General features: G+C 46.3%; 17 protein-coding genes. 2 read left to right on the top strand and 15 right to left on the bottom strand.

The genetic code is table 11. The features are described from left to right. Positions 1-8: 8 nt before the first annotated feature. The 15 genes from hisG to ICV89_RS00485 all read right to left on the bottom strand — a co-directional run bounded on the left by hisG (position 9) and on the right by ICV89_RS00485 (position 17,250). On the bottom strand, positions 9-635 hold the full coding sequence (hisG, locus tag ICV89_RS00555) for an ATP phosphoribosyltransferase (protein ID WP_215308737.1): 627 nt from the start codon (positions 633-635) through the stop codon (positions 9-11). 20 nt (positions 636-655) lie between these two features. Continuing rightward, positions 656-1,930 carry a UDP-N-acetylglucosamine 1-carboxyvinyltransferase gene (gene murA, locus ICV89_RS00550; RefSeq protein WP_215308736.1) on the bottom strand — a complete coding sequence of 425 codons (1,275 nt, stop codon included), beginning with the start codon at positions 1,928-1,930 and terminating at the stop codon, positions 656-658. Positions 1,931-1,964: 34 nt separating this feature from the next. Beyond that, positions 1,965-2,213, bottom strand: a complete 249-nt coding sequence (locus ICV89_RS00545; RefSeq protein WP_215308734.1) for a BolA family protein — start codon at positions 2,211-2,213, stop codon at positions 1,965-1,967. A 66-nt stretch (positions 2,214-2,279) separates the two neighbouring features. Further along, complete coding sequence (locus ICV89_RS00540) at positions 2,280-3,068, bottom strand: ABC transporter permease (protein ID WP_215308733.1); 789 nt, start codon at positions 3,066-3,068, stop codon at positions 2,280-2,282. After that, positions 3,065-3,817, bottom strand: coding sequence for an ABC transporter ATP-binding protein (locus ICV89_RS00535; RefSeq protein ID WP_215308731.1), 753 nt, complete (start codon positions 3,815-3,817; stop codon positions 3,065-3,067). Before ICV89_RS00535 ends, ICV89_RS00540 begins: the two co-directional genes overlap by 4 nt. A 1-nt stretch (position 3,818) precedes the next feature. Then, entirely contained in the window at positions 3,819-4,079 is a 261-nt protein-coding gene (locus ICV89_RS00530; RefSeq protein WP_215308729.1) for a lipid asymmetry maintenance protein MlaB, read from the bottom strand. 34 nt (positions 4,080-4,113) lie between these two features. Next, positions 4,114-4,761 (bottom strand): phospholipid-binding protein MlaC, encoded by a 648-nt coding sequence (locus ICV89_RS00525; RefSeq protein WP_215308727.1) that lies wholly within the window; start codon positions 4,759-4,761, stop codon positions 4,114-4,116. 72 nt (positions 4,762-4,833) lie between these two features. Then, a complete protein-coding gene (locus ICV89_RS00520; RefSeq protein WP_215308726.1) occupies positions 4,834-5,580 on the bottom strand; it encodes a VacJ family lipoprotein in 747 nt (248 codons plus the stop codon). Beyond that, positions 5,580-6,062 (bottom strand): outer membrane lipid asymmetry maintenance protein MlaD, encoded by a 483-nt coding sequence (gene mlaD / locus ICV89_RS00515; protein ID WP_215308724.1) that lies wholly within the window; start codon positions 6,060-6,062, stop codon positions 5,580-5,582. The genes ICV89_RS00520 and mlaD overlap by 1 nt, the downstream gene beginning before the upstream one ends. Before the next feature lie 21 nt (positions 6,063-6,083). Continuing rightward, positions 6,084-6,860 carry a lipid asymmetry maintenance ABC transporter permease subunit MlaE gene (gene mlaE / locus ICV89_RS00510; protein ID WP_215310262.1) on the bottom strand — a complete coding sequence of 259 codons (777 nt, stop codon included), beginning with the start codon at positions 6,858-6,860 and terminating at the stop codon, positions 6,084-6,086. Positions 6,861-6,877: 17 nt separating this feature from the next. Beyond that, positions 6,878-7,744, bottom strand: a complete 867-nt coding sequence (locus tag ICV89_RS00505) for an ABC transporter ATP-binding protein (protein ID WP_251370858.1) — start codon at positions 7,742-7,744, stop codon at positions 6,878-6,880. A 10-nt stretch (positions 7,745-7,754) separates the two neighbouring features. Beyond that, positions 7,755-9,218, bottom strand: coding sequence for a glutamate synthase subunit beta (locus tag ICV89_RS00500; RefSeq protein ID WP_215308722.1), 1,464 nt, complete (start codon positions 9,216-9,218; stop codon positions 7,755-7,757). A 38-nt stretch (positions 9,219-9,256) separates the two neighbouring features. Further along, positions 9,257-14,002 carry a glutamate synthase-related protein gene (locus tag ICV89_RS00495; protein WP_215308721.1) on the bottom strand — a complete coding sequence of 1,582 codons (4,746 nt, stop codon included), beginning with the start codon at positions 14,000-14,002 and terminating at the stop codon, positions 9,257-9,259. A gap of 194 nt (positions 14,003-14,196) precedes the next feature. After that, the gene (locus ICV89_RS00490; RefSeq protein WP_215308719.1) at positions 14,197-14,901 is read right to left on the bottom strand and encodes a transposase; all 705 of its coding nucleotides are present in this window, start codon (positions 14,899-14,901) and stop codon (positions 14,197-14,199) included. Positions 14,902-14,913: 12 nt separating this feature from the next. Next, complete coding sequence (locus ICV89_RS00485) at positions 14,914-17,250, bottom strand: penicillin-binding protein 1A (protein ID WP_215308717.1); 2,337 nt, start codon at positions 17,248-17,250, stop codon at positions 14,914-14,916. Positions 17,251-17,305: 55 nt separating this feature from the next. On the opposite strand from ICV89_RS00485, the gene ICV89_RS00480 reads away from it, so the two are divergent. Together ICV89_RS00480 and ICV89_RS00475 are read left to right on the top strand one after the other, a co-directional pair. Then, the gene (locus tag ICV89_RS00480; protein ID WP_215308715.1) at positions 17,306-18,070 is read left to right on the top strand and encodes a hypothetical protein; all 765 of its coding nucleotides are present in this window, start codon (positions 17,306-17,308) and stop codon (positions 18,068-18,070) included. Further along, entirely contained in the window at positions 18,067-19,188 is a 1,122-nt protein-coding gene (locus ICV89_RS00475) for a secretin and TonB N-terminal domain-containing protein (protein WP_251370857.1), read from the top strand. The genes ICV89_RS00480 and ICV89_RS00475 overlap by 4 nt, the downstream gene beginning before the upstream one ends. Positions 19,189-19,206 lie beyond the last annotated feature (18 nt).

The following is a 19,206-nucleotide window of genomic DNA, read 5'->3' as shown; positions in this document are numbered from 1 at the left end:
TTTTTTCTTTACTTCAGCAACTCAAAGAACGGCTGGAGCTGTGTACGTTTACGCTTATAAGAAGCTTGATTAACCACTAAGCGTGCGCTGATATCAGCAATGGGCTCAACCTCAACTAAGCCATTAGCACGCAAGGTATTGCCGGTAGACACCAAATCTACAATCGCATCTGCCAATCCAACCAAGGGGGCTAGCTCCATCGAACCATACAAATGAATCGTATCAATGTGAACACCTTTATTAGCAAAGTGTTCGCGAGCGCAGTTCACGTACTTTGTTGCAACTTTCAGACGAGAGCCTTGTTTTACAGCTGCTGCGTAATCAAAGCCTTCTTTAACGGCAACTGACATACGGCATTTTGCAATGTTCAAATCGAATGGAACATAGAGACCATCAGCGCCGTTTTCCATTAAGACATCGAGACCCGCAACACCAAAGTCTGCACCGCCGAACTGAACGTAGGTCGGCACATCTGAAGCGCGCACAATGATCAGGCGGACCTCAGGATTGGAGGTCTCAATAATAAGTTTGCGTGACTTTTCTGGGTCCTCAAGTGGACGAATACCGATCTTAGATAAGATCTCAGCGGTTTCTTCGAAGATGCGCCCCTTCGACAGGGCTAGAGTTAACTTCATGGACTAATTATCCATCAGGCTTACTTGATCCGCTGAATGTTAGCCCCTAAGAGGGTCAACTTTTGCTCCATGCGGTCATATCCCCGGTCTAAGTGATAAATCCGGTCTACCTGGGTTTCTCCTTGGGCGGCCAAGCCGGCAATCACTAGGCTGGCAGAAGCACGCAAATCAGTAGCCATCACAATAGCGCCAGATAGCTTCTCCACACCCTGAGCAATTGCCGTATTCCCCTCAATTGCAATATCCGCACCAAGACGGTTCATCTCTTGAACATGCATAAAACGATTTTCAAAGATGGTCTCAGTAATAGTGGCGTTACCCTCTGCAATCGCATTCACTGCCATAAGTTGCGCCTGCATATCGGTCGGGAAGGCTGGATATTCAGAGGTGCGGAAACTGACCGCCTTGGGACGACCCCTCATGGAAGCCTTGATCCAGTCAGGACCAACTTCCATTTCTAAGCCAGCTTCTTTGAGTTTGACGATCACCGCATCTAGGGTATCTGGGCGGCAGTGCTTAACCAGCACCTCACCACCAGCAGCAGCAACTGCGCATAAGAATGTGCCAGCTTCAATCCGGTCAGCAATCACAGCATGTTCTGCACTGTGGAGCTTTTCAACCCCCTCAATCACCAAGCGATCGCTACCGATACCGGTAATCTTCGCACCCATTTTGACGAGCAACTCAGCTAAGTCCCCTACTTCAGGCTCGCGGGCCGCATTCTCCAATATGGTTGTGCCTGAAGCCAAAGTAGCGGCCATCAATAAATTCTCTGTACCGGTTACGGTGATCATGTCAGTCAAGATGGAAGCACCCTGCAAGCGACCTGTGGCAGATTTGGTTTCTGCCTGGATGTAACCACTCTTAATCTTGATCGTGGCACCCATAGCTTTTAAGCCCTTGATATGCTGATCCACTGGACGCGCGCCAATAGCACAGCCACCCGGCAGTGAAACCTTAGCGTTATGCATTCTGGCGAGCAATGGGCCTAAAACCAAAATAGAGGCACGCATGGTTTTGACCATCTCATAAGTTGCTTCAGAGCTCTTAATATTGGCCGCGTTAAGCACTACATGATTTCGATTGCTGGGGTCTGGGAAAGTGACAGTTACTCCAATTTCTTGGAGGAGCTTGAGCATGGTTCTCACATCTTGCAAATCTGGAACATTACGCAAAGTAATCGGTTGATCCGTTAGCAAGCAAGCGCATAAGATTGGTAGGGCTGCATTCTTAGCGCCAGCAATCAGTACCTCACCCATCAAGGGGGTGCCGCCAACCATCCGTAATTTATCCATGAATCTATTCCAGTAACAAGCTAATGTCGTATTTTTAAGTTGGGGTGTTTTGTGCGAACTCTTCAGGAGTGAATGCCTTAATTGATAAAGCGTGCACCTCCGCCTTCATACGATCACCCATAGCGCCATATACCAATTGATGACGCTGAATCAAACGCTTACCCTCAAACTCTGGACTCACAATCGTCGCAAAAAAATGCTGGCCATCACCCTCAACATTAACGTGGGTACATGAGAGGCCTTGCTGAATATAGCCTTCAATTTGCTCTGGGGTTGGCAACATCACAATCTCCTAATTTCTAATTTTTCAATATTCTTAAATGCTAATTTTGAAGCAAGCTTTACGTACTTAATTCCTAAGCTTGTAGCCTTTTTGCAGTAAACGCAAAGCAATAACTGAGACTGCGACAAAAAAGCAGGCAACAATCACCAAGCTATTCCAAGGAGAGATATCTGACACTCCGAAGAAACCATAACGGAAGCCATCGATCATATAAAAGAATGGATTGAAATGCGATACCACTTGCCACGCAGCCGGCAAAGAATGAATGGAGTAAAACACACCTGATAGCATTGTTGCCGGCATGATGATGAAATTTTGGAAGGCTGCCAATTGATCGTATTTGTCTGCCCAGATGCCCGCAATTAAACCCATACTTCCTAAAATTGCGGCGCCCAACAAAGCGAATGCCATGATCCACAGAGGATATTCAAAAGATGGCATGGCAAACCATGCGGTAATTAGTAATACGCCAGCGCCCACAACAATTCCACGAAACACTGCAGCCAAGACATAGGCAGCATAAAACTCTAAGTGACTAAAAGGGGCTAGCAAGACAAAGACTAGGTTGCCGGTTACCTTAGACTGAATGAGGGATGAAGAAGTATTAGCAAATGCGTTTTGTAACACGCTCATCATCACTAAGCCAGGAATCAGAAAGGCCGTGTAATTTAAGCGGCCATACACCTCTTTTCCCTCGAGCACATGTCCGAAGATCATTAAATACAGAACAGCAGTAAGCACTGGCGCGGCAACCGTCTGGAAAGCTACCTTATAAAAACGTTTGATTTCTTTTCGCAAGAGCGTTGGAAAACCACTCCCATAAGCGATTGGTAGTTTATTTAAAATAGGTTTCATCGAGCACCTCCCGACATGATGTTGACAAACACATCTTCGAGATCCGTCTTACCTTCACCATCTTTTTTAACCGAGCCATGCTGACTCAGTAAATTAGCAGTGGTATCTAGAGCCACAATCTTTCCTTGCTTGAGCATGGCAATGCGTTGACACAATGCCTCAGCCTCTTCAAGGTAATGGGTTGTTAAAACGATGGTATGACCATCTTGGTTGAGACGACTAATAAATTGCCAAAGCGATTGCCGCAACTCTACGTCAACTCCAGCAGTAGGCTCATCCAAAATAATGACTGGCGGCCGATGAACCAAGGCCTGCGCCACCAATACTCGGCGCTTCATGCCACCAGATAAGGAACGCATATTACTGTCAGCTTTATTGGTGAGATCCAAATTGGCCATGATCTCGTCAATCCAAGCATCGTTATGACGAATCCCAAAATAACCTGACTGAAATTGCAGCGTTTCTCTAACCGTAAAGAATGGATCAAACACCAACTCTTGCGGCACGACGCCCAGCATCCGGCGAGCATCACGGAATTGACTTTGAACATCCGCACCCATGATTGCAGCGTGACCGCCATCTGCAGTAACTAAACCTGCCAATATAGATATGAGTGTTGTCTTGCCGGCACCATTGGGACCCAGCAGGCCAAAGAACTCACCTGGCTCAATAGATAAAGAAATATCATCTAGCGCTTGAAGTGCGCCATAATTTTTAGATACGTTTTTAATTGATATTGCGGCGTGCATGCTATGACAAACCTAGCAACGGAGCTACACCATATACGCCGGCTAATACGATTAATTTTTCAGGTGCATTTTGCACGGCAATCTGCTGACCATCGGCTTGTAATTTCTTCTGCCATGCCAACAAGACCGTTAACACGGTAGAGTCAAAATCCTGGAGATTGCGGCAATCTATTGCTCTTAATGTCGCAAGATTTAAGAGGCCATCTTTCTCTAACTGCAAAACATTGTCTTGCGTCACTGAAGTGGGTAATAAAAATGGCATCTAATATTTATCTTTGATTGATCTTGTTCGGTCTTTAGTTTGCTGGTTTTGCAGCAGCAAGCTGCTTGTTGCGATCCTGCAAGAACTTGACCAAACCCTCAACGCCATTCTGGCTAATTTGATTGGCAAACTGATTGCGATAAGCCTCAACCAACCAGACACCCATAATGTTCATGTCGTAGACCCTCCAGCCATTGGCTGTTTTTTCAAGGCGGTAATCAAGCGGTACCGGATCGCCACGACCAATGACTACAGTTTTTACAACCACTTCCTTGTCGTCGGGAGCTGCACGCAAAGGCTTAAATTGGATTGTTTGATCACGCAGTTGGCTTAGAGCGCCAGAGTATGTACGAATCAGTAAATTTTTGAACTCAGAAACTAACTGAGCCTGCTGTTCTGCAGTCGCTTTTTTCCAATTAGGGCCCATGGCCATTTCAGTAGTGCGACGCATATCGGTATAGGGAACAATTTTCTTTTCTACCAAATCTACAATCCGCGGAATATTCCCCTTTTGAATTTCTGGATCAGACTTTACAGAAGCCATCACATCAGAAACCACCGTCTTAATCAAACCATCTGGCGTGGACTGATCTACTGCCTGAGCAGAGGCGCTGCCAGCCAACAAAATCAAGCTTGATAGCAATGCAGAAAAATATTTTTGAATGGTTTTATGGCTTTTCATGAGTCCTCGATTAACACTAATCATTGAAGCTCATTTTAGCTCCTTCAGCAAATCCCGTGAGGCTCAGACGTTTTATTGGTAAGGGTTCTCATAAACTGGCATCAGAGGCTCTTCATCGTCGCGCCCCTCATTGATCTGATAAGCACGTCTCTGAATGTAGGCATCCCGCACAAAGCTATATTTATCGATTGCAGCCCCATCTAATAAGTCGCCCGCTTCGTAATAGGTATTACGCGCGTTAACCACACGCAAGCCAGTCAAGCTGTTTCGCAAAGCAACATCTGGCAGCAATCTAAATAGGTAGTCAGACTCTAGGTCAGCGGCAGTACCAAAGGTATCTCGCACATTGCTTGGCCCAAAGAACGGTAGAACTACGTAAGGGCCAGAAGGAATACCCCAAACACCAAAGGTTTGACCCCAATCTTCCTTATGCTTTGGTAGACCCCCTGGAGTTGCCATATCAATTAAGCCACCTAAACCAAAGGTGGTATTGACCACCACCCTCATCAGATCGCTAAAGGCATAGTCGGGCTTGCCCTGCAAAAGATTCTGCAATGCAGTGTAGATATCGCTGTAATTACTAAAAAAGTTGTAAATACCGTCACGCACAAACTCTGGCAAGACAAAACGGTAGCCAGCCACTACTGGCTTGAGTAGATAGGTATCTAAGCCTTCATTGAACTCAAAGACGGAGCGATTAAATGGCTCCCAAGGATCATGCGGGGAAGGCTCCACGCCGGCAGGGATGGAGGCACAACCCACCATGCCCGCTACCAAACTAAGTAACACGAGACGTTTCAGTTTGACAAGCCACTGCATTATTTTTCAGCGCCTTTGTCTTTACCACTATCGGCAGCCTTGTTATACAAGAACTGGCTAATGAGGTTCTCAAGAACTACTGCAGACTGAGTCTGGGTAATCTTATCTCCAGCAACTAACATATCATCGGAGCCGCCGGCCTCAAGCCCAATGTATTGCTCGCCCAATAAACCTGAAGTCAAAATCTTTGCAGAAGAATCTTTAGGAAACTGATATGCATCCTCAATAGTCATGGTGACAGTTGCTTGGTACGTTTTGTCATCAAATGAGATATTCGCAATACGGCCCACAACTACACCAGCACTTTTTACTGGCGCACGAGGCTTTAATCCACCGATATTGTCAAAACGCGCAGAAATTTTGTAAGTAGGCGCAAACGAAACCGCATTCATATTGCCAACCTTCAATGCCAAAAACAATGCAGCCAACAAACCAATGGCTACAAAGATTCCGACCCAAACATCAATTGCACTTTTTCTCATAAGAGTCCCAGTTTATTCTTTCTAATTCGAGAACATCATCGCGGTGAGCAAAAAATCTAATGCTAAAACCGATAATGAGGAGATCACTACAGTTCTGGTAGTTGCCTGCGATACACCCTCTGGCGTAGGCTTAGCCTCATAACCCTGATATAGGGCTATAAAAGTTACTGCTACACCAAACACCAAGCTTTTAATTAAGCCATTGCCAATATCAGAGAAGAGATCCACTCCTCCCTGCATCTGCGACCAGAAGGCGCCAGAGTCGACCCCAATAAGGGGAACGCCAACAAAGTAGCCACCCATCACACCAACCGCCGTAAAAATTGTCGCCAAAATCGGCATCGCAATAATGCCTGCCCACAATCGCGGGGCAATGACACGACTTAGCGGATCTACCGCCATCATTTCCATGGCACTGAGTTGTTCACCAGCTTTCATTAAGCCAATCTCAGCGGTAAGCGATGTACCGGCCCGACCAGCAAATAAGAGAGCAGTGATCACTGGACCCAATTCTCGGGTGAGCGATAAAGCCACCAATAAACCTAAAGCCTGCTCCGAACCATAACGATTCAAGGTGTAATAGCCCTGTAAACCCAAAACAAAACCAACAAACAAACCGGAGACCGCAATGATCACAAACGAGTAATTACCCAAAAATAAAATTTGGTCAGAAACTAAACGAGGTCTCTTTAATAAAAAGCCAGAACGCCAAATCACTGCAGCAAACATGCGTGCAGCAAGCCCAAGACTGGTTAAGTTTGCACGAATAAAGAATCCAAGATCACCAAAGAGATCCATAGTTTTACGCAGTATGCTCATTTGAGGCTCACCCCAAAATCTTCTTCAAGGCTTTGTCCTGGATAGTGAAACGGCACTGGGCCATCTGGCGAGGCATCTAAAAACTGACGAACAAAGGGATCAGTAGATCGGCTTAATTCTGCTGGAGTGCCTTGTGCACCAATGCGACCATTGGCAATGAAATAGACGTAATCGGCAATCTCAAAAGTTTCCTCCACATCATGCGTAACCAAAAGACTGGTTGCGCCCAGAGCTTGATTCAAATCCCGAATCAAACGCGCCGTAATTCCCAATGAAATCGGATCCAAGCCAGCAAAGGGTTCGTCATACATGATCAATGGAGGGTCAAGTGCAATTGCTCTTGCTAATGCAACTCGGCGTGCCATGCCACCGGAAATTTGAGCCGGCATTAAATCGCGCGCGCCACGCAGACCCACTGCATTGAGTTTCATGAGTACTAAAGAGCGTAAAAGCGCTTCACTTAAATTCGTGTGCTCACGTAAGGGAAAGGCGACATTTTCAAAAACACTGAGGTCAGTAAAGAGTGCGCCAAACTGAAAAAGCATGCCCATACGACGACGAGCAGCCATTAATTGCGCACCATTCATTTTGCCAATGTCATGGTTTTCAAATAATACTTGCCCAGACTGTGCAGTGAACTGACCGCCAATGAGTCTGAGAATAGTCGTCTTGCCGCAACCAGAGCCACCCATCACTGCAACTACTTGGCCGCGACGGAACTCCATATTGAGTCCGGATAGAATTTGCCGCTCGCCAGGGGCATAAGAGAAGTTGACGTCCTTAATTGAAACGACAACTTCGCCATGGCCACCGCTAGAGGTTTTTTGCTTTACTTCCACCGAGTTGGCGTGGCCGCTGTTCATATCCTCGATATTATCGTGGCAGAACGGATGACCCCATTAAATACTCGTCTACTGCATGGGCAGCTTGACGGCCTTCACGAATCGCCCAAACCACTAAAGACTGCCCACGACGCATATCGCCAGCAGCAAATACCTTGGGAACATTGGTTTGGTAAGCATTTTGGCCATCAACAGTAGCTTTTGCATTGCCACGAGCATCTTTTTCAACACCGAAGGCATTGAGAACTTGGGCTGCCGGGGATACAAAGCCCATGGCTAAGAACACTAGATCGGCCTTAATTTCGAATTCAGAGTTTGGCATTTCTGTCATCTTGCCGTCTTTCCACTCCAAGCGCACACAGATCAACTTCTCAAGTTTGCCGTCTTTACCTTCAAAACGCTTAGTCGCAACAGACCAATCGCGCTCACAACCTTCTTCGTGCGAAGAGGATGTACGCAATTTAGTTGGCCAATATGGCCATACCAAAGGCTTATTTTCAGTCTCCGGTGGCTGCGGTAGCAATTCAAACTGGGTAATCTTGGCAGCGCCATGACGATTAGATGTTCCTACGCAATCAGATCCAGTATCACCGCCACCGATCACGACCACATGCTTACCAGCTGCAGAAATTTCATTTTTCAAATCACCTGCATTTTCTTTATTCTGTGGAATCAAGAAATCCAAAGCATAGTGAACACCCTTCAACTCACGACCAGGCACTGGTAAATCACGGGGCTGCTCTGATCCACCACTAATGACAACGGCATCAAAATCTTTCATCAACTGATCAGGTGAAACTGTTTTTGTGGAGTAATTTTTTACTTCAGCACCAATCGCCTCTTTACCAACAAATACACCCGTCTCAAACTTCACACCCTCGGCTTGCATTTGCTCTACACGACGGTCAATCAGCCATTTTTCCATTTTGAAATCAGGAATGCCGTAGCGCAATAATCCACCGACACGATCATTCTTTTCGAATACGGTCACATCATGACCAACGCGCGCCAATTGCTGCGCAGTCGCCATTCCAGCAGGTCCACCACCAACGACAGCAACTTTTTTACCCGTTTTAGTTTTAGGTAGCTGCGGCTTAACCCAACCATTTTCCCAGCCCTTATCAATAATGGCGTGCTCAATAGACTTAATACCAACTGCATCACTATTGATTCCCAGAGTACAGGCAGCCTCACAAGGCGCAGGACAGATACGGCCAGTGAACTCAGGAAAGTTATTGGTGGATTGCAAAACATCTAATGCATTCTTCCAGTCATCATGAAATACCAAATCATTGAAGTCAGGAATAATGTTGTTTACAGGACATCCGTTATTGCAAAACGGAATGCCGCAATCCATGCAACGTGCACCTTGCACCTTAGCTTCGTCATCTGTCAGTGCCGCAACAAACTCTTTGTAATGATGGAGGCGCTTAACGGGAGCTTCGTAGGTTTCATCTACGCGCTCAAACTCCATAAATCCAGTGACCTTACCCATATCGAATCCTTAGTATCTTTTCTTAATATCTATATTGATTAAGCTGCAATAGTTTTGTTTTGTGCTTTTTCCCACAACTCACCTAGAGCACGCTTGTACTCAGTAGGCAGCACCTTCACAAAGCGACCGCGAGCATTTTCCCAATCGGCTAAGAGTGCTTTTGCACGCTCTGAACCAGTGTGGCGGAAATGACGCTCGATCAAGCCCTTCAGAATTTGATCATCAGTCATACGCTCGCCACCATCCTTCACATCAACAGGGGCATGCCACTGTGATTGAGGCATCTTGGCAATCTGCTCAGCGGAAGGCAATACTTTTTCCAAAGTTGCCATGCTGGTATTACAACGCTTCTCAAAGAGACCATCTTCGTCATAAACATAAGCAATACCACCGCTCATGCCTGCCGCAAAGTTACGACCAGTTGCACCCAACACCACTACAGTGCCACCAGTCATGTACTCGCAACCATGATCACCCGTACCCTCAACAACAGTTGTAGCGCCAGAGTTACGAACTGCAAAACGCTCGCCAGCAACGCCGTTAAAGAATGCTTCACCACCGATTGCTCCGTAGAGAACGGTATTACCAACAATGATGTTCTTGGATGTATCGCCACGGAATTCATGTGGCGCACGCACGATCACACGCCCACCAGATAAGCCTTTACCAACATAGTCATTACCATCACCAACTAAATCCAAGGTGATACCGCGTGCCAAGAAGGCAGCGAAACTTTGACCAGCAGTACCATTCAATTGAATATGAATAGTGTCATCCGGCAAACCGGCATGACCATAACGCTGAGCGATTTCTCCGGAGAGCATTGCACCAACAGTACGGTTCACGTTCTTCACAGGAACTATGAAGGAAACTTTCTCGCCACTTTGTAATGCAGGCTCACTCTTCTCAATCAAGATATTATCCAACGCACTACCTAAGCCATGCTCTTGAGTCAAAATCTGGTAGCGGGGAGTATCTTTAGGCACATTAGGCTCAGCAAAAATCTTACTGAAATCTAAGCCATGAACTTTCCAGTTCTCGATACCTTTGCGTGTATCCAAGAGATCAACGCGCCCAATTAAGTCATCAAACTTACGAATGCCGAGTTGAGCCATGATCTCGCGTACTTCTTCAGCAATAAAGAAGAAGAAGTTCACAACGTGTTCTGGCTTACCAGAGAACTTTTTGCGCAATTCAGGATCTTGTGTAGCAACACCTACTGGGCAGGTATTCAAATGACACTTACGCATCATGATGCAACCTTCAACAACTAATGGCGCCGTTGCAAAACCAAACTCATCTGCGCCCAATAAAGCGCCGATCACTACATCGCGACCGGTTTTCATTTGGCCATCGGCTTGCACACGAATACGACTCCGCAAACCATTGAGTACCAATGTTTGTTGAGTTTCAGCCAAGCCTAATTCCCATGGGGAACCAGCGTGCTTAATAGAAGAGAGTGGTGATGCACCTGTACCGCCATCATGTCCAGCGATCACTACGTGATCAGCTTTCGCTTTAGCAACACCGGCGGCAACCGTACCGACACCGACTTCAGAAACCAATTTAACAGACACGTCAGCCGCTGGGTTGACGTTCTTTAGATCGTGAATCAACTGGGCGATATCTTCAATAGAGTAAATATCGTGGTGCGGTGGAGGAGAAATCAAACCAACACCTGGCACTGAGAAGCGCAACTTACCGATGTAATCAGAAACCTTACCACCAGGCAATTGTCCGCCTTCACCAGGCTTCGCGCCTTGGGCCATCTTGATCTGAATTTGATCAGCAGAGCGCAGATATTCAGTAGTCACTCCAAAACGACCGGAGGCAACCTGCTTAATTCTGGAGCGCAATGAATCACCGTCTAACAAAGGGATGTTTGCTTCAACAACATCGTCACCCAAAATGCTCGCTAAGGTTTCGCCTTTCTTGATTGGGATGCCTTTGAGTTCATTCACATAACGGTTTGGATCTTCGCCGCCTTCACCGGTATTAGACTTGCCACCAATCCGGTTCATCGCAATTGCCAAAGTAGCATGCGCTTCAGTAGAGATAGAACCTAAAGACATCGCACCGGTTGCAAAACGTTTAACGATTTCTTTAGCAGGCTCTACCTCGTCCAATGGAATCGCTTTCACTGGATCAATCTTGAATTCAAACAAACCGCGCAAGGTCATCTGTCGCTTAGTTTGGTCATTAATCAGATTGGCATACTCTTTATAAGTTTGATAGCCCTTATCAATACCAGCACGGGTAGAGTGCTGCAACTTCGCAATCGTATCCGGAGTCCACATGTGGTCCTCACCACGGATACGGAAGGCATATTCACCACCAGCCTCTAGCATGTTAGTCAAAACAGGATCATTACCAAATGCAGACTGATGCATGCGTAAGGCTTCCTCAGCCACCTCAAATACACCGATACCACCTACGTTAGATGGAGTGCCTTTGAAGTAATGATCAATCACATCCTTATTTAAACCAATCGCTTCAAAAATCTGTGAGCCGGTATAGGACATGTAAGTAGAGATGCCCATTTTGGACATTACTTTTTGCAATCCCTTACCAACCGCTTTCACAAAATTCTTGACCGCTTTTTCTGCCGACAGGTCACCAGACAAACCTTTAGCCATCTCAGCCAAGGTTTCCATTGCTAAGTATGGATGAACCGCTTCAGCACCATAACCAGCCAAGAGTGCGAAATGATGTGTCTCACGCGCGCTACCAGTTTCAACTACGAGTCCAACACTGGTACGCAAACCTTTTTCAACCAAGTGCTGATGAATGGCTGAAGTTGCCAATAATGCCGGAATAGCCACATGCTGCTCATCAACCTGACGATCGCTCACGATCAAGATGTTGTAACCAGAGCGAACAGCATCAGCAGCCTCAGCACACAAGGATGCTAGGCGAGCTTCAATACCAGCCTTGCCCCAGGATGCTGGGTAGCAAATATCCAACTCATATGAGCGGAATTTACCGTTGGTGTAGTGACCGATATGACGAATCTTGGTCATATCGTCGAAATCTAAAATCGGCTGATTCACTTCCAAGCGCATTGGCGGATTGATATTGTTGGTATCCAACAAATTCGGCTTAGGTCCAATGAAGGACACCAAAGACATCACCATGTTTTCACGGATAGAGTCAATCGGCGGATTGGTAACCTGTGCAAATAATTGCTTAAAGTAGTTATACAGTGGCTTGTTCTTATTAGAGAGTACGGCTAGTGGGCTATCGTTACCCATCGAGCCAATTGCCTCTTCACCATTCATAGCCATTGGTGCCATGAGGTACTTGATGTCCTCTTGGGTATAACCAAAAGCTTGTTGACGATCTAATAATTTTGCCGCAGGTCGAATAGTATTTTTCTCATCCACTAAATCTGCCTTGCTGGCATCGACTTCATCGAGCTTCACACGTACTGCATCGATCCAGCTCTTATATGGCTTGGCTTTAGAGACGGCATCCTTCAATTCGACGTCATCAATAATGCGGCCTTGCTCCATATCAATCATGAACATCTTGCCCGGTTGCAAGCGCCATTTTTGAACGATCTTGCTCTCTGGAATTGGCAGAACACCAGCCTCGGAGCCCATGATGACTAAGTCATCATCTGTGACGTAATAACGCGCTGGACGTAAACCATTGCGATCTAAGGTAGCACCAATCTGGCGACCATCCGTAAAGGCCATCGCTGCTGGGCCATCCCATGGCTCCATCATTGCAGCATGGTACTCATAGAATGCACGACGATTTTCATCCATCAATGTGTGCTGTTCCCACGCCTCTGGAATCATCATCATCATTGCTTGTGCCAATGGATAACCTGACATGACTAATAACTCTAAACAGTTATCAAAACAGGCTGTATCAGATTGACCTGGATAGATGAGTGGCCATAATTTTTTAAGGTCATCACCAAGTACTGGTGAGCTGATTGCGCCCTCTCGTGCATTGACCCAGTTGACGTTGCCTTTAACAGTATTGATCTCACCGTTGTGCGCAATCATGCGATATGGGTGAGCTAACTCCCAAGCAGGGAAAGTATTGGTGGAGAAACGCTGATGCACTAAAGCTAATGCGGATACAGTGCGAGAGTCTTGTAAGTCTTTGTAATACGCTCCTACCTGGTTAGCCAATAGCAAACCCTTATAAACAATGGTACGAGCTGACATCGATGCAACAAAATATTCTTTACCGTGCTTCAGATGCAAATCTTGAATTGCATGGCTTGCAGTTTTACGAATCACATACAACTTACGCTCAAGTGCGTCGGTAGTCATGATGTCGCGGCCGCGACCAATAAATATCTGACGAATGAATGGCTCGGTCATTTGCACTGTTGGAGACATTGGCAGCTTTACATCAACCGGAACATCCCTCCAACCTAAAACAACTTGACCCTCCAAGCGAACTGTACGCTCTAGCTCTTGTTCACAAGCTAGACGCGATGCCTGTTCTTTTGGCAGGAAAATCATTCCAACGCCGTATTCACCAAATGGCGGTAACTCGATACCTTGCTTTGCCATCTCTTCGCGATATAAGGTATCCGGCACTTGGATCAAAATTCCAGCGCCGTCGCCCATCAGCGGATCAGCACCCACAGCACCCCGGTGATCTAAGTTCTCCAGAATTTGCAATCCTTGAGCAACAATCTCATGTGACTTCTTGCCCTTGATGTGGGCAACGAATCCTACGCCGCAAGCATCATGCTCATTTTGTGGATCGTAAAGACCCTGCGCGATTGGACGAAGGTCTGTATTCATGTGTGTAGTCATAGTATTTCCGCTTGCCCTAAGGGCCTGATTACTTTTGGAGGATCTAATATAGGGGAATACCCATATTGAAGCAATAGAAATAAAATAACTCTGTCCCATTTAAATTAGGGAGGATCCGAATGGAATCCCTATAAAAGGGACATAGTCATAATATGCTGGCGATTAGGCTAGAGGCAAAGCATCTTATATAAGCTCTAACTTATTGAATTAGTTGGAATTAATTTTTTAGGTCGCCCACGACGCCGTATTAATACCTGCTCAGGATTGTCTTTAAATAGCTTTTTTGCATAAGCATCGCTGATCCACGGCTTAGATCTCACCAAAGCCTCGGTAATTTGGCGATCTTCCCAGTGAGGCGCACCCTCTTTCACAAATGCAGCCCAAGTCATTTGCCTCTCAAAAGGAGTATTACCCAAGCTCCAAAAGTGCTGATGGTCAACCAGCCAAGGCTCTGCATTGTCGCCAATGTGGGAAGCAAAACTAGTCCATGTCGAAGCCTGTGAGCTTGATTCAAAACCAGATCTCACAGGATTGAGTTCAATGAAGCGTTGGCAGCGTAAAAAATACTCTGGATCTATTAAGGAAGAGCGATAGCGTCCCTCCCAAATTGTTCCCGACCGATGCTGCTGTTGATTGAAATACTGGGCATAACGCCTGCCTAGGGATTGCATTGTTTTTGCAAGCGAGTCTGCATTCTGGGGGGTCATTAAGAGATGTACATGATTTGGCATCAAGGCAAATGCATGTACCGAACAAGCAAAATGTTTGGCAGCCTCTCTTAACCAATCTAAATAGATGCGGCGGTCAGCATCACCAAAAAAAAGTATTTCTCGATTATTGCCGCGGACCATGACATGCATCGCTTGACCGGGAATGATGGTGCGCGCTTGCCTTGCCATTACAAAAACGAACTACTGCAGTTCGCGCACACCGCCATTATTTGAAAATTCAGGGATAAACCAATCACCATCCACTTGGGTAACGCCCGCAGGCACTTCGCGTGCTTGTTGTGGCTCATCCCTCAAGGCAGTACTCATATAGGAGATCCACATTGGTAAAGCGAGGCCCCCACCAGTTTCACGATCACCCAAACTTGCAGGCTTATCAAAGCCAATCCAAGCAATTGCAACTACCTTCGGGTTATATCCCGCGAACCAAGCATCGTGCGACTCATTGGTAGTACCTGTTTTACCAGCGATATCATTCCGACCTAATTTTGCTCTCGCACTGGCTGCAGTACCGGTTTTCGTAACTTCTTGCAGCATACTGTCCATCACAAAAGAAGTTCTTGCATCTAACACGCGGGGAGCATCTTCACGCGCATGAGTAGGCTTAGCCTCAAACAGTACCGCGCCTTTTGAGTCTGTCATCTTATTAATTAAGTAAGGATCTACACGATAACCCCCATTAGCAAAAACACTGTAAGCAGATGCCATTTGCAAAGGTGTGACGGAGCCTGCACCTAAAGCCATTGTCAAATAAGGTGGATGCTTCTCTGCTTCAAACCCAAAACGTTGAATATAGTCTTGAGCATAAGATGGCCCGATAGTACGAATTAGTCGCACTGAAACCAAGTTTTTTGATTTTGCTAATGCAGTGCGTAAACGCATTAAACCCTCATACTTACCATCGTAGTTCTTTGGCTCCCAAGCTTGACTCCCTGTTTCCAGCCCGCCAATAGATAGCGGGGCATCATTCACCATCGTACTTGGAGAAAAGCCTTTCTCGATCGCTGCGGCATAAATAAATGGTTTGAAAGAGGAGCCCGGCTGGCGCTGGGCCTGAGTGACGTGATTAAATTTATTTCGACGGAAATCAAAGCCACCTACTAAAGAGAGGATCGCACCCGTCTCGGCATTCATTGAAACAAAGGCAGCTTCAACTTGAGGTAACTGTGCCAACTTCCAGACCCCACCGTCGGAAAGCAGTCTAACGATTGTACCAGGACGCAAACGTTTTTTTGGTTGAGTGCTATCAGTTAAAGCGGCGGCGGCAAGCTTCATACTCTCACCCTTTATGGTGATCGTATCCCCAGTAGAAATCATTACCTGCATTTCTTTTGGCTTGATATCGAGCACAACGCCGGACTGCAAATCATCCAATTGCGGGTAAGCCAACAAAGCTTCATCAATTGCACGTTGACGTTTCACTGTATCTTCTGGCAAATCAATGAATCCCTCAGGACCACGATATGCGTGACGTAAGTCGTATTCAAAAATACCGCGTCGTACCGCTTTGTATGCGGCATCTTGGTCCGCCTTCAAGATTGTGGTGTAAACATCTATTCCCTGCGAATAGATTGCCTCGCCATACTGCGCAATCAGAAGCTGACGAACCATCTCAGCAGGAAAATCTGCGCGAGTACTAAATTCATTGCCAAGGCCGCGGATATGTAATTCTTCAGCCATGGCGATTTGATATTGCTCAGGCGTGATGTACGATAAATCACGCATGCGCTGCAAAATATATTCCTGTCGAATTTTGGCACGCCGGAAATTGCTCACAGGGTTATATGCCGATGGTGCTTTTGGCAAGCCGGCCAACATCGCTGATTCAGCGATCGTAATGTCTTTTAACTCTTTACCAAAGTAGATTTGGGCTGCACTAGAAAATCCATAAGCTCTTTGCCCCAAAAAGATCTGATTCATATAAATCTCAAGAATCTTATCTTTACTTAATTGGGACTCAATTTCCCAGGCTAAGAGAACCTCGTAAATCTTACGACTGAAAGTTTTCTCATTACTGAGGAAGAAGTTCCGTGCCACCTGCATTGTGATGGTTGAGGCACCTTGGGAAAGATTGCCGCGTAAATTGGTGAGCGTAGCTCTCAGGATGCCGACGTAATCCACTCCACCATGAGAGTAAAAGCGATCATCTTCAATGGCTAAAACTGCATTGCGCATACTCATTGGGATTTCGTTTAAAGGAATTACCTTACGGCGCTCCTCCCCAAACTCCCCAATTAGAACTTTGTCAGCTGTATAGATACGCAATGGTGTTTTAGGGTTGTAATCAACCAGTGCCGAGATCTTGGGCAAATTCGGCTTGGCTATTAAAAAAGCATAGCCCAGCAACAATGTGAATATCACTGCAAAGAACACGCCGATAACCAACATCGCCTTAATCAGGGGATTGCTTCCCGATTTTTTGGACGAGAAACGCTCCGCTCTTTGCTGACCGGGACGTCTATCAGGCTGTCGGTTAAACCTCCCGTTTAAGGGCGGCTTGTCTTTTGGGGGTAGAGCCATAGCCTCAAATTATAGGGTGCTTACGTAATTCCCTTTCTAAGGCCAAAACTTCCCCTTGAAATACCCGCTTAGCACTTTTCTTACAGTCAATTCTGCCTTGCCTGATCGTTTTTCACGCCCCCAGAAAGAACAATATGGCATGCCACCACGCCATATTTCTCCCCAGTCTTTTGATGACATTCTGAGTGAACTGGGAGATGACCCCGCCATTCCAGATCCCCATGGAATTCGTAAAACCGCCCCTCCACTCGGGATGGATGCATCGCCCCAAACTAAGACTACAAAGCCCTCTTTTTCTACCAAGCCACTCCAAGTAAAGGGGCTTAATTTCAGTCCTATTTGGATCTTTGGTGGAGCCTTATTAGTCTGTGGAATTAGCCTCTTTTTTTTCTTTGAATCCAATCAGTCTGGGGCTGAACAGCAAATACACGCCCTTCAAAGTCAATTTTTAGCTCTTAAAGAAGAATTGGAATCCTCTCAAAACGAATGGCGTGCTGAGCGAGACGATCTATATGAAGTAATAGATGAAATAGAAGTGAGTATTCACTCAATTGATATAAAACCGCCAATACAAGTCGCTCAAAGCAAGCCTGCCACTTTTCCGTATGAAGCAGAGCTTGGTCGCTGGAGGTATTTAGGTATCACTCGTATGGGGACTGCAGAGCAGGCTTTTTTTCACACCGGCAAGTCTACGAAGATGGTGGGCAAGGGGGACCTGGCATTAGGGGAATGGCGCCTAACTCAAGCCGAAAAAGAGCTGGCTATCTTGACTCATCTCAAAGGCAAATCCATCACCTTTAAATCCACCAAATCAGAGTGACTCCATTGAAGATCTTACAGAAACCCCGCGGCACTTTACTCCCCCTGACACTAGTTTTTTTACTCAATTCGGCTCAAGGACACTTCCCTGAAGCGAGCACTCCAAACACTCTTAAAGAGGGTCGCATTAGTCTTCAATTTAGCCAAATTGAAGTAACTGAACTTTTGCAGGTTTTAGCCAAAATGGGTAATACCAACTTTCTCCTAAGCGAATCTATTCAGGGCAAAATCTCGGTCGACCTCAAGGACACACCTTGGCAAACTGCTCTCCATTCCATACTTGCCAGCAGAGGATTGCGCCTTGTCCGCAATGACGATATTTACTGGATAGGCCCTCATGCAGAAATTCAAAGCTTTCAAAAATTTCGTCGGGAGGATGCCGCCCTACCTTTTGGGGGCGATCATATTAATAGCCCACGCCAGATCCTCATAGAGGCTCGCATTGTCGAAGCTGATCAGCGCTTTGCCCGAGAACTGGGTATCAAGTTGGGGTACCAAGCCAATGGCATTGGCAATCGCCCAGACCAAAACGCAAGCGCAAACCTTGATCTCTCAGGTGCTGGCTTGGCTGGATTTAACCCAGCCACCTTAGCTGCCACTCTGGTTTCTAAGAATGCGGCCCGACTCTTGCAAATGGAGCTCTCAGCACTCGAGTCCGATGGCCAGGGCAAGATTCTCTCGAACCCCCGCATCATGACTGGCGATCAGGTTAAAGCCACGATTGAGCAGGGAACCGAACTACCCTACCAAGTCAGCTCTCAAAGCGGGAGTAAATTGCAGTTTCGCAAAGCCAATTTACGCCTAGAGGTGTTGCCCAAGATTCATCCAGATGGAAAGATCTCCATGTTAGTGGGGATCAATAAAGACACCATTGGCATGAAAACTGAACAGGGCTATGCAATTGACACCAAAAATCTCAGCTCTGAGGTCACAGTTGAAAATGGGGGTACGGCCATTATTGGGGGCATCTTTCAAACCACAGAACGCGATGACGAAATCAAAGTTCCGCTCCTAGGCGATATTCCATTGATAGGGCATTTATTTCGCCATAAATCTAAATTAGCAGATAAAACTGAACTATTAGTCTTCTTAACCCCCACCGTACTGGACAAACACTAATAAAATCAAAGGGTGAAA

Origin of the sequence: Polynucleobacter sp. Adler-ghost, from assembly GCF_018688495.1 — a bacterium.
Lineage (GTDB): Bacteria > Pseudomonadota > Gammaproteobacteria > Burkholderiales > Burkholderiaceae > Polynucleobacter.
Note: the sequence above shows the minus strand (reverse complement) of the source record. Positions and strands in the feature narration are given on the sequence as shown.